This is a genomic window from Niallia sp. Kr1, assembly GCF_050389805.1.
Classification (GTDB): Bacteria; Bacillota; Bacilli; order Bacillales; family Cytobacillaceae; genus Bacillus_BD.
Genome location: NZ_CP130945.1, coordinates 1,633,083 through 1,645,419, shown reverse-complemented (window position 1 = coordinate 1,645,419; position 12,337 = coordinate 1,633,083). Strand labels below are relative to the sequence as shown.

General features: G+C 36.7%; 13 protein-coding genes. 2 read left to right on the top strand and 11 right to left on the bottom strand.

Annotation, left to right across the window (positions count from 1 at the left end; genetic code table 11):
• Positions 1 to 79 precede the first annotated feature (79 nt).
• The gene (locus tag Q5760_RS08205) at positions 80 to 1,288 is read left to right on the top strand and encodes an MFS transporter (protein WP_428911705.1); all 1,209 of its coding nucleotides are present in this window, start codon (positions 80 to 82) and stop codon (positions 1,286 to 1,288) included.
• 31 nt (positions 1,289 to 1,319) lie between these two features.
• Here the strand turns inward: Q5760_RS08205 and Q5760_RS08200 are convergent, their stop codons facing one another.
• A complete protein-coding gene (locus Q5760_RS08200; RefSeq protein WP_428911704.1) occupies positions 1,320 to 1,601 on the bottom strand; it encodes a hypothetical protein in 282 nt (93 codons plus the stop codon).
• A 418-nt stretch (positions 1,602 to 2,019) separates the two neighbouring features.
• Here Q5760_RS08200 and Q5760_RS08195 point away from each other — a divergent pair, with 418 nt between their 5' ends.
• Positions 2,020 to 2,469 (top strand): DUF2269 family protein, encoded by a 450-nt coding sequence (locus tag Q5760_RS08195; protein WP_428911703.1) that lies wholly within the window; start codon positions 2,020 to 2,022, stop codon positions 2,467 to 2,469.
• Between the two features lie 67 nt (positions 2,470 to 2,536).
• Here Q5760_RS08195 and Q5760_RS08190 read toward each other — a convergent pair whose 3' ends face one another.
• From Q5760_RS08190 to Q5760_RS08145, 10 genes are all read right to left on the bottom strand, one after another.
• Positions 2,537 to 3,211, bottom strand: a complete 675-nt coding sequence (locus Q5760_RS08190; protein ID WP_428911702.1) for a serine/threonine protein kinase — start codon at positions 3,209 to 3,211, stop codon at positions 2,537 to 2,539.
• Between the two features lie 98 nt (positions 3,212 to 3,309).
• The gene (locus Q5760_RS08185; RefSeq protein ID WP_428911701.1) at positions 3,310 to 4,035 is read right to left on the bottom strand and encodes a phosphatase PAP2 family protein; all 726 of its coding nucleotides are present in this window, start codon (positions 4,033 to 4,035) and stop codon (positions 3,310 to 3,312) included.
• Positions 4,036 to 4,746: 711 nt separating this feature from the next.
• A complete protein-coding gene (locus Q5760_RS08180; RefSeq protein ID WP_428911700.1) occupies positions 4,747 to 5,598 on the bottom strand; it encodes a serine/threonine protein kinase in 852 nt (283 codons plus the stop codon).
• A 398-nt stretch (positions 5,599 to 5,996) separates the two neighbouring features.
• The gene (locus Q5760_RS08175) at positions 5,997 to 6,422 is read right to left on the bottom strand and encodes a MaoC/PaaZ C-terminal domain-containing protein (protein WP_428911699.1); all 426 of its coding nucleotides are present in this window, start codon (positions 6,420 to 6,422) and stop codon (positions 5,997 to 5,999) included.
• A gap of 132 nt (positions 6,423 to 6,554) precedes the next feature.
• A complete protein-coding gene (locus Q5760_RS08170) occupies positions 6,555 to 7,208 on the bottom strand; it encodes a 3-oxoacid CoA-transferase subunit B (RefSeq protein WP_428911698.1) in 654 nt (217 codons plus the stop codon).
• Positions 7,209 to 7,222: 14 nt separating this feature from the next.
• Positions 7,223 to 7,924, bottom strand: coding sequence for a CoA transferase subunit A (locus tag Q5760_RS08165; RefSeq protein ID WP_428911697.1), 702 nt, complete (start codon positions 7,922 to 7,924; stop codon positions 7,223 to 7,225).
• 29 nt (positions 7,925 to 7,953) lie between these two features.
• Positions 7,954 to 8,880: a 3-hydroxyacyl-CoA dehydrogenase family protein gene (locus Q5760_RS08160; protein ID WP_428911696.1), complete on the bottom strand. Its 927-nt coding sequence runs from the start codon at positions 8,878 to 8,880 to the stop codon at positions 7,954 to 7,956.
• A gap of 101 nt (positions 8,881 to 8,981) precedes the next feature.
• The gene (locus Q5760_RS08155; RefSeq protein WP_428911695.1) at positions 8,982 to 9,743 is read right to left on the bottom strand and encodes a 3-hydroxybutyrate dehydrogenase; all 762 of its coding nucleotides are present in this window, start codon (positions 9,741 to 9,743) and stop codon (positions 8,982 to 8,984) included.
• 69 nt (positions 9,744 to 9,812) lie between these two features.
• The gene (locus Q5760_RS08150; RefSeq protein WP_428911694.1) at positions 9,813 to 11,120 is read right to left on the bottom strand and encodes an MFS transporter; all 1,308 of its coding nucleotides are present in this window, start codon (positions 11,118 to 11,120) and stop codon (positions 9,813 to 9,815) included.
• A gap of 134 nt (positions 11,121 to 11,254) precedes the next feature.
• A complete protein-coding gene (locus tag Q5760_RS08145) occupies positions 11,255 to 12,133 on the bottom strand; it encodes a 3-keto-5-aminohexanoate cleavage protein (protein ID WP_428911693.1) in 879 nt (292 codons plus the stop codon).
• Positions 12,134 to 12,337 lie beyond the last annotated feature (204 nt).

Sequence of the window (12,337 nt, the reverse complement as noted above, 5' to 3'; positions counted from 1 at the left end):
AAATAAATATATCGGTAAAAAACAAATTCCCTCTTATGTAGATCTGTTACATAATCTGTGGTAGGTAGGAGGAAGAAATATGGAACAAGGAAAAGAAAAATTTCCATGGTTGATATTAATGCTAATGTCCAGCGTTACCTTTATGGGAATATTATCGGAGTTAGTACCATCGGGAATCTTACCGCAAATGAGTGAAGGTTTGGGTGTATCTTACTCATCTATTGGGTTATTAGTAAGCGTTTATGCCATTGCGTCAGCAGTCGGAACGATTCCGTTAATTACTTGGACGATGCCGATGAATAGAAAGAAACTATTACAGATCTTAATGATCATATTCGGCGTTTCAAATTTAGTAATCGCAATTAGTTCTTCTTATTATGTGGTAGCTGTGGCTAGACTTGCCGGGGGAATTAGTGCGGGTGTGCTGTGGCCAATGGTTTCTGCCTATGCCATGCGACTTGTTCCTTCTAAACAACATGGGAAAGCCATTGCGGTTACCATGTCCGGATCTACCTTTGGGCTTGGGATTGGAATGCCGATTATGACAGCAATCGGTACACAAATTGGGTGGAGAATTGAATTTGGCGTTCTTTCAGCTGTTATTTTTATTATTGCCATTTTAGGGCATTTCATTTTACCATCTGTTGAAGGAGAAAAACGAACAAAAACGAATTCACCCTTTTATATTATTCGTAATAAATCCGTTGTGATTTGTTTGGTCGTGACCCTCCTAACCATCATGGCACATTATGGTTTGTATACGTATATTGCACCCCTTGTAGAACATTTTGAATTTGCCGGCGGAATTAATATGGCTTCCATCCTGTTCGGGATTGGAACGATTATATCTGTTGTAATAGCGGGTAAAGTAATCGACGACCATCTTGGTGCTCTAACCGTATTCATGTTAACTTTAGCTTTTGGAACGATGCTATTGTTTGTAGGCTTTAAAGGAATGTTGATTATCTCACATATTGGTTTCCTGTTATGGGGCGTATCATTCGGGGCACTTGTTACCCTATTCCAAGCCGCAGTAACGCGGCAAGTGGAAACGGGAAAAGATGTCGCCACTTCACTACAGTCTAGTACCTTTAATTTTGGAATTGTGATTGGAAGTGCAGTAGGTGGTACGATATTAGATTACTTTTCGGTATTCCATATTGTATTTTTAACCATTGCCTTACTAATGGTTCCGATCATCCTAAGTATATTTTCCAAAAAAACGTTTTGGCAGTCTAACACCGATTCCGTTATACCAGATCAACAAAAAGTAGCAAATGAATTGTAAGTAGAAAGGCGTCCTTCCCGGACGCCCTTCTTTATTTCTGCTTCACTTCATTGTAAAGAGCTACAATAAGATCAATATTATTATCGATAAAGTTGAGTCGTTCTCTTGAAACCTGCGACCACTCACTTGATAAATGCTTAGCCGATATGATATGTCTAAGGCTAAAGGTATAGGTGTGATGCAATTCTGAAATCAGAAAACTAACACCTGCATATTCTTCCTTGCTCACGATGCTTTCAACATCATTCTTCAACCAATCTGGTGCTGCTTCTACCGCTTTTTTTAAGAGTAATTCATATTCTGTATTAGACACTATATGTTCTCCCTTTCTTACTGAAGATAACTTATTTCCTTTTATAAGTTTATTGTGCTTTTTATATTACACTTTTTATTCACAAAAGCAACCTTATCCCCTAAAAACACATCGCTATAGTTGATCATGTTCCACTTTTGAGATCCGAAATCTTTGACCATCAAAATACTTTCTTCCTATGTACTAAAAAAAATTATAATAGTCAAAGCGGATCACCCTCAATTTAGTCGAATGATCACGGCCCCATACCATCTCATCAACATCTGCACCACAGTTTTCTACGGACATAGACAGGTTTTACATTTTTCACCCCCTTCTCTCTTATCCAAATTTTTTTCAATTCCTTCGACCCAAACATCATATTTATTAATAGGTCTTCATACACATTACAGGTAGTCAAATGGGGAGGTGTTGTCGTTTGCTTTATACTATTCTATTGTTAATTCATGTATTAGCAGCGATTATTGGGATTGGAGCAACCTTTGCTTTTCCAGTAATCTCAAATTCTGCTAAAAATTTACCACAATTAAAGCACATACTTGTCTTAGTGAAAAAATTAGAATTGTACCCAAAGATTGGCGGAGCTTTATTAATTATTACCGGTCTCATGATGGGATTTATTTCTCCAGGATATTTCAAGGAGATTTGGTTCATGGGTTCTATTGCTCTTTACATCATTATTGAAATATTAATTTATGGTGTGATCGGTTCGAAAATGAAAAAGATTGTTCCCGTTGTCATGACTTCTGTGGGTGAAAAAATCCCAGAGGAGTACCAATTGGTCGCCAAATCAACGGCCCCCATTCATATGGTTGCCTCACTTCTAGCAATCGTCATCATTATCCTCATGTCAGTTAAACCTTTTTAACCCATATAGAAATAGGAGCTGTCGCTAAGACATCTCCTATTAAAACTCTTGCCCCTATTCCCTATTCTTATTTCCATAAACTCGTAAGGAAATTTTTCCCAATTAACTCTTCAAGAAAGGTTGATTCACGATTCCCCTGATTATATCTGTTTTTGATCGTTTCTATTAATCTAAGTGGAACTGGTTTCCCTTCAATGATCGGATAATATTGATGGTATGCTTTTTTTAAATGCTCCCATCTTAAATCATCTCCGGGTTGAAGATATTCGGAAACATCAATGATTTTGGCTCTTCCATTTTGTAGAAAGATGTTTTTCAAATGAATGTCACGTGGATTTAATCCTCTTTGACGCGCATACTGTCTTGCATGGTCCACATCTTCAATCACCTGTCTTGGAATCGGAATCCCTTGAAGTAAACAATCATATAAAGTGGGACCTTCTTCAAAACTTAGAACAAGATAATGATCTTTATAACCAAAACAAGTTGAAAAATAAGGGGAATCCCCTAATAATTCATAAACTCTTTTCTCTCTGGGAATCTTCGATATTTTATCATCTGCATACACTTTAAAAGCATAGCCTGGGTTTTCAAGGGATTGAAAAACAGCCGCATCCGTCCCTCTTCCAATACATCTTAATGAATCAGACGATCCTTGGATTGTAACCGGCTCATTGTTTGGGTTTGATAAAATCGTGATTTTTGACAATTCTTTATCAGCAAACATCCAATCCTCTTTCATGAAAACGTTTCCCCCTATAAAGATTAATTTTTTATCGATCGGATCAAAATGTGTGTACCCCACTTTTTCTTCATTTCACCTAAAAAAGTTGATCATTTTTATTGAGATATTTCCACTTTCTCATTAGTTCTTTTAGTAAGTTTATGTCTATTTCCTTTATAAAAATAGATAATTTCTAGAAAAGAGATACAGATTACTAGCCATACAATTCCAGCTATAAATCCTGCCAACACATCAGAAGGGTAATGCACTCCTAAATAAATACGACTGATCCCAATTCCTAAAATAACGAGACCAAGCAGAATCCCCAAACCTACCTTTGTTAGGGGCTTTTGTTTACTTCGTAAAACTAGATAGATTAAAAATCCGTAATACGTCATACTGCCCATGGAATGCCCACTTGGAAAACTGAATCCATCCTCCTCAATGATTCGATTAACGTTGGGACGTTCTCTCTCAAAATAGCTCTTTAACAAAAGATTTACTAAACCTCCACCTGCTACCGTAAGGAAGTATAAGCGCACTCCCCATTTATCTTTACGTTTCACGTATAGCCATATCATACTAATGACGAGAAGAAGTCCAAGCATGAACTTGGAGCCCATTTCCGTCATAACTAACATGATTCCGTCCATGGCTGGTGAAGAATAAGATCGGACATTATCAATCACGATCCCATCAAAATGAAATGGCTTCTTTTCTATTAAAATAGTGGATAAACGAATAAACAGGTATATACCAATAATAGAAAATGAAAGACCCGTAATGGTCCACATCGTCAAGTGAGGCGAGATAGACAGAGCCTCTTTCCGTTTTCGATACAATGTAATTCACTCCTATCTAGTAACATATTTTATTAAATGCGTCTTGGCGTCTTGGCACCCTATCCTCATAAGCTTGCTTGAAACATTTCCTTTGAAAAAGATCAACGAATAACTTCCCCAATAGTAAAAAGACCTTCACTACTGTAGTAAAGGTCTCTAAAAATAAAAAGAGACCTTTACCAACTATACTGGTAAAGGTCTCGCTAGCAATGGATATTGCCAACAAAGCCGAGGACTCTCATCCCGGAATGACGACTTTGTTATTAAAGCTACTCCCCTTTAAAGGATCACGTTCAATTAAATTACTATTATTTTACCCTTAAAATAGTAAAAAGTCAAAAGATCCATATACCTAATTACGGACGAAGTTGTTTATGTTTGAAAGGTCAGAAGTCACAAATTTAAGTATTAAACAGGTTATTAATTAAGTTTTAACATGAAGATATGTTAGACTAATAAAATACAAAAAATCAATTAGAAATGAGGTAAATGATGTTTAGGAAAATACTAAAACAAATTCAGCAGCTTTCTCAGGGCAGCAGTGAGCGAAGACATAAACATTATCGCCGAGGCTCAAGTAGTGACCGAAGAAATCGTTATTATCACCGAAGTAGTAGTAGCAGTAACCGACATTATAAACGATCCCCGATGAGTGGAAGTAACTACTACAAACGGAGAGGTCGAAGCAGTAGTTAATCCTCTTCTATGGTGCTAATCTTTATCATTTGCTCTAATGGCTGCCTGAAGATCGGCTGAAATTTCACTAGTATTTGAATAAGGTTCCTTAATCTGTAGTAGTCTTTTTAGCAAATAAACGGTTTCCTTTTCTAAAGAAAGTTCTTCTGTCCAAGGAAGAGCTTTTTTGTTTTTAGAAGAGTACGTCGTATAAAGTAAATATAAAAGGATTTCCCCTAAATCATAGTAATCCTGGTGTTTCATCTCTAGAATACTATATGGTTTGTTAGACGTTGAATGAGATGGAAAGTGTAATGAGTCAACTGCGGCTCGATGCTCTGATAAGCCAAAATCTATTAAAAAAATCTCCTTATTTTTTAGCAAAAGGTTTGGAATTCGTAAGTCTCGATGGTAAATGTCCTTTTCGTGAAGATAATGGATTAATTCAAGTAGCTGAGCAAGAATGTGCAATGACTCTTTCTCGTTGAACATTTTTTTATTGTAAAAAATCTGATCCTCCAGATTATCACCTTCAATGAAGCTCATTGCATAAAAAGGGCAACTATCACTGGAAAAGGTTTCATATAGCCTTGGGATATTTGGGTGGTTCAGCATATGCAAAACAGAGATTTCCTTTTCAAACATCTCAACCTCTTTTTTGTTACGGCGCTTACTTGGACGAAGTTGTTTGACCACTATATTCTCTTTGGTAGTTAACTCCTTGCAAAGATAGACAATGCCATAACTACCAGTCCCTATCACCCTCAAAACCTTGTAGCGATCGTTTAAGACCATCCCTTTTTTCACTGGTTTATCTACAAAAAACTGATAAATTTTTCGAATTGTACGCAAAACGGTAAATACCCTCTCCTCTTCTGAATTTAACATGATGCTTTTATTTTAATTAAAAAAACTTCTATTATAATAAGATATCATAGGAAGTCTAAGGTATGAAACAGAGGGACGGTTCTTTCTGTTTCAAGGAAGCGGCTTTCCCTTTCCTTCCGTCCCTATTAAGAGGAAAAACATTTAAAAAAATATAGTGAAAAATTTGAAGGATGAAATCGCTAGCGTTGTTATTAAAAGCAATAACCCTAAAACACAAAACAGCACATCGAGCAGGTAACACTGCTGAATATGCTGCTTTTGCGCAAAACTTCCGACTATCCGCAATAAAACCGTATCCGAAACAAATACTTTTCCTATTCTCGAATGAAGTCAAGTTTGTAATAGGCTACTGCTCTATTTTCCATAAGAAATTAAGAATAAAGTCTATTTGATATCAACTATGCTGAAATTAATGCTGATACTTCTGTTTCAAGGACTTTTTCATCTTTATGATTGTAAGTGGATAATAGTAACGTGATAATCCCAGCTTCTTCGTTCTTTTTAATTTTTTCAGTGGCTTCGGCGAAAACATGTAACTCATCACCTGGATAAACGGGTTTGATAAATTTCACCTGTTTCATTCCTACTCCTGCAATAAGATCCTCACCAAATACATCACATTCAATCCAAAGTTTCATAGAAATACTTAGCGTATGGGTTCCTGGAGCAATAATATCTTTAAATCTACCTTTTTTCGCTTTTTCTTCATCTAAATGTAAATATTGCGGATCAAATTCTTTAGCAAATTCAATTACTTTTTCTCTTGTCACTTTATAAGATTTTGTTTTATATATATTGCCAAGCTTCATTTCATCAAACTTCATTTTTACACCCCATCTATAAATCAATGAAATAATCACTTTTAAAGTCTAAGTTCTCATATAAAAACGATAAACTGAATATCAAAAAGATAATTATCTATATGAACTACTTACCTCATTCAGTTAATACCCATCTTAATTCATTACTGATAAACCAGCCTCAATAGAAAAGTGAGCATTTGTTTTTTCAGCAACTTCCTTAACGGATACGCCATCCATTAATTCGACTAAAACCATCTCGTTATCTGTAAACTCAAACACTGCAAGGTCTGTAATTAATTTGTGTACGACCCCTTTTCCTGTCAACGGCAAGGTACATTCTCGTTTAATTTTTGATTCACCATATTTATTCACGTGTTCCATGACAACGACTACTCTTTTGGCTCCGTTAACCAAGTCCATTGCTCCACCCATACCTTTTACCATTTTCCCTGGTATCATCCAATTTGCCAGATCACCCTTTTCCGATACTTCCATTCCTCCTAAAATTGCAAGGTCGATATGACCTCCACGAATCATCGAAAAGGATTCTGCACTATCAAAGAATGCTGAGCCAGGAACGGTTGTAATCGTTTCTTTTCCTGCATTGATTAGATCTGGATCTTCCTCTCCTTCAAATGGATAAGGTCCGATTCCTAGTAGTCCATTTTCCGATTGCAATAAGACATTCAAGTTTTCTGGGATTTCATTGGCGACAAGTGTTGGCATCCCAATTCCGAGATTTACATTCATCCCATCTTTTATTTCCTGAACCGTACGTTTTATGATCGTTAGACGTGTATCCTTCATGAAAATCACTCCCTTTACACTTGAACGACTGTACGGCGTTCAATTCGTTTTTGATAATCTGTTCCAACTAGTAATCTCTGTACATAAATGCCAGGTGTATGGATTTCATCGGGGTTAAGCTGCCCTGGTTCAACGATTTCTTCAACTTCAGCTATCGTAATTTTTCCTGCCATAGCTGCTAGCGGATTAAAGTTTCTTGATGTTTTTCGATAAACTAGATTTCCAAGTGTATCAGCCTTCCAAGCCTTCACAAGAGCAAAGTCTCCTACAATCCCTTCTTCCAGCAAGTATGGTTTTCCGTTAAATAGTTTCGTTTCTTTTCCTTCTGCAACAGGGGTACCGACACCTGTTGCCGTATAAAATCCTGGAATCCCTGATCCACCTGCTCTCATCCGTTCAGCAAGAGTCCCCTGTGGAACAAGTTCAACTTCCAATTCTCCTGATAAATATTGCTGCTCAAAAATTTTATTTTCACCCACATAGGAGGAAACCATTTTTTTAATCTGTTTATTGGCTAATAAGAGACCTAGTCCCCAATCATCAATACCGCAATTATTACTATAAACCGTTAGATTTTTTGTACCTTGATGGCAAAGTGCCTCAATCGACTTCTCAGGGATGCCACACACCCCAAAACCTCCGACAATAAGCGTAGCACCGTCTTTAATATCGGATACTGCTTCTGAAAAAGAACTCATGACTTTTCCCACACTCATTCACTCCTCTCATTTTTCTCCTCGTACATTTAGGTTCTCAATTTCATTAATTCTAAGAACTGTTCGTCACGCTTCCGAACTTTTTCTATTCCTGCATCTCCATCGTAAGTATAAAAACCTTTTCCCGATTTCATTCCAAGATGTCCCGCTCGGATCATTTTATTTAAGAATTCAGGTGGTTCTTTCGAAGCTGATAGCACTGGAAATAAGCTTTCGCTCACAAAGTTAGCTGTATCCAGTCCAGTTAAATCTGCTCCCTCAAATGGTCCTTGAAAGGCATATCTAAACCCTAAACTTTCTTTCATAACAATATCTATGTCTTCAGCTGTTGCAACCCCATTTTCCAAAAGCCAGAATACTTCACGGACAACCGCTAATTGAATTCGATTAGCAATAAAGCCTGGAACTTCTTTTTGAAGCACAACTGGTCGTTTTCCAATTAACTCCATTAATTCGAAAGTGGTTTGTATCACCTTTTCATCTGTATGGTGGGATTTAATGATTTCCACAAGCGGAACAAGCTGTGGTGGATTAAAAAAATGTGTGATGATAAATCTTTCTGGATGCTTTGTTTTCTCTATTAATCTTGTTAACGGTATAGCAGAAGTATTTGATGCAATAATGGAATCTTTTGAGACGATCCTTTCAATCTTTAAATAGGTTTCCCATTTTAGAGTCAGAACTTCTGGTACAACTTCAACGATGAATTCCGCATTTTCTAATGATTCCTCTATATCTATCGAATAAACTAGTTTTTTGGTTGCTAATTCAAAACTTTCTTCCGTTAATAGCCCTTTTTCAACTAGTCTTTTCATACTGTTTTGGATCATCAGTTTCGCCTTATCAAGTGAAGCTTGATTTGTATCATAAAGGCGAACATTTTTCCCCACTTGTGCAAATAATTGCGCAATTCCATGGCCCATAATTCCTGCACCAATAACTGTAATATTTTTCATCGTGTTCACCCCAAATCTCGCTACTATTCAGAAAACTACAATGGTCCAAAACCATCCGTTCATGAAGATAAAATAAATCCATCTTATTAGAGCGGTGCGTATTAGATTCCTCCTGAGACACTCATCGCATCTCCAGTTATAGCAGCTGCACCCTCAGATGCCAAAAACACAGCGACTGCCCCTATTTCAGATGGCTCTAGCAAACGTTTCATCGGTTGTTTATCTAAGAAATGTTTATCGAGCACTTCTTGGTTGCTAATGCCATCTACTTCTGCCAGCTTGGCTACTTGATTTTCAATCAGTTCTGTACGCACCGGTCCAGGCATGATCGTATTACAAGTAATCCCTAATTCTGCTGTTTCTAAAGCTACTGTTCGTGTAAGTCCAACTACTCCATGTTTGGCTGAAATATAAGCTGACTTAAATGGTGAAGCCATTTTTCCATGAACGGAAGATACATTAATAATCCGTCCATATGATTGTCCCTTCATATAAGGTAGTGTGTGCTTAATCATTAGGAATGGTCCTGTTAGCATAATATCAATCACTAATCTCCATTTATCCACCGGAAAGTCTTCTACTTTATCTACGTGCTGTATTCCTGCATTGTTGACAACAACATCTATTGATCCACGCTCTTTGACAAGCTCGTCCACAAAGTTTTTTACGCTTTCTTCATTCGAAACATCTACTTGATAGCTTTTTGCATTTTCAAGTTTTTCTGCAGCATGATTAGCTGCCTCTATATTAATGTCACAAATCGCAACAAAATCTCCGTTCTTTACGAAAGCTTCTGCGATCCCATATCCGATTCCTTGAGCAGCCCCTGTAATAACGACTGTACGTTCTTTAAAATTGCTCACCCTAAATCCCCCTATCAATGATGAAAGTCTATAACTTTCTTTTAGCTAGTAAACGAATAATATGATCTCTTAAATCGAATTTTGTTGTAATTCTACTGTATGATTATTCGTAGCAATTCTTTGTTTGAAAGTGAGTAATAACACGCTTGCTAGTAGTATTAAGAAGGCGATTAAGTACATTCCATTCGTAAAACTCAGTACTCCCAATAAGGCTGGTCCAACAAAACCACCTAAGCTTCCTAATGTATTAACCGTTGCAATACCAACAGGTGCTGTAGATTCAGTAAATGCCATCGTAACGTAAGAAAAAAAGACTCCTATAAATCCATTCAATCCAATAGCTGCAATCGAAATTAACAGAATCGTCAACCCTGCACCTTCCACAAAACCACTAAGTGTAAATCCAAAAGTAACTAACAAACAAGCAACAATCAAATGGTTTCTATGTTCATTATGTTTGTCAGAACTCCATGCCCAAATCAACATTGAAGGAATTCCTATTAACGAAGGAATGATCGATAACCAGCCTATATCCGTATTACTTAAGCCACCCGATAGTGATTTGATAATGCTTGGTAACCAAAAGGCTAAAGCATAATTGGCACAATAAACGGCGAAATAAATAAACGATAGTTTCCAGATTTTTGAATCCTTAAACATAGCTAGTTTCGACGTTTTATTCACAGTACGACTTTCAGTTCTTTCAACCTCTAACTCATTTTCAATCCAATTTCTCTCTTCCTCTGTTAACCACTTTGCATTTTTAGGGCGATTCTCTAGGTAAAAGATTGTAATGATCCCTAAAATAATGGCTGGTAATCCCTCAAGGATAAACATCCATCTCCAACCAGCTATTCCAGCCCAATTGATATTATCCATAATCCAAACGGATAGTGGCGCCCCAATGATGGCACATACTGGCATGGCGAGCATAAACGCTGCAGATGCACGTGCTCTTTCTTTACTTCTAAACCAATACGTTAAATAAAGGACAATCCCAGGGAAAAATCCCGCTTCCGCTACTCCGAGTAAAAATCGTACAATATAGAGATGTGTAGCGCTCTGTACAAAAGCTGTAAATAAAGAGATAATCCCCCAAGTAATCATAATTCTTGCAATCCAGAACTTCGCTCCGACTTTTTGCATAATCATATTACTTGGAATTTCAAAGATAATATATCCAATAAAGAAAATTCCTGATAATAATCCAAAAACTTCGGCGGATATGGCTAAATCAGCATTCATCTCTAAGGCAGCAAAACCTAAATTGATTCGATCTAAATATGCAACAACATAACAAATGAATATAAAAGGTAAAATTCTCAACATAATTTTTTTCACTGTTGTCTTTTCAATTGATTGATTTATTGAATTCATCTCATCATCCCCATACTTTTCATTTTCCAAAAAGACATTGTTGAAGCTTAAATACTTTTACTTCTTACGCTAGTTCACCTAACGATCATGTTAGAAGACTCTAAATCACACTTGAGGCTAACATTTACAAGTTACTAGTTTGATAATTGACCTAGTTTTTCATTATCTTTAGTCTGACTCCCTGCTTTCTTTAAACCTAATATCTCTCTTGCTTCATCAGGTGTGGCAATTTCTCGCCCTAAAGTTCTGGATAAGTTAACAATTCGTTCAACAAATTGGGCATTGGTTTTCGCTAGCTCTCCTTTGCGATAATAGACGCTGTCCTCCATCCCAACGCGTACATGACCCCCTAATAAAATAGACATCGTATTAATCGCTAATTGATCCTTGCTTGCTCCTACGGCTGACCATATTGATCCTTCTGGAATACTATTTTTAAAAAATAGTAAGTTTTCTGGTGTAGCTGGCATTCCACCCGGTACGCCTAAAACAAATTGGAAGAAATATGGGGGCTTGATTAGCCCCTTTTTTGCCACACTCATAGCATTTTGAATCATTCCAATATCAAATACTTCTATTTCTGGTTTTACCTGATATTCCTTCATGCTTCCTGCTAAACGCTCTAAAAATTCAGGAGAATTCAAAAAAACATTAGGACCAAAATTTAATGATCCCGCATCATAAGAGGCCAGTTCAGGACTTAATTCGCATACTCTGTATCGATCTTCATCACTCGTTAGATTAGGACCACCTGCTGTTGTTAAGTTGATAATGATATCACAGTTTTTTTCCTTTAAACGATCCAAGACCTCACGATATGTATCTAAGTCCAATGTAGATTCACCATACTCATCTCTTACATGAATATGTGCAACAGCTGCTCCTGCTTTCCACGCTTCATATACTGAATCAGCAATCTCTTCAGGTGTAATTGGTACGTATGGAGTATGCTCTCTACTAGTAAACCCACCTGTTGTTGCAACTGAAATGATCAATTTTTCCAAAATAAACACACCTTTCTACATATGAATATCTACTTTTTGCCACAAACTTTTCTTGTCAACTGACATAGTCAACCCATGTTCGATCATTACTTGTGTTATTGAATGAAATATTATGATAGCGCTATCTTTAAACCAATTGTATATTTAATATTCAGAATTGTGAAACACATAAAATGAATTACTGTTATTCCAAATTTGCTTTAGTTGAAAACT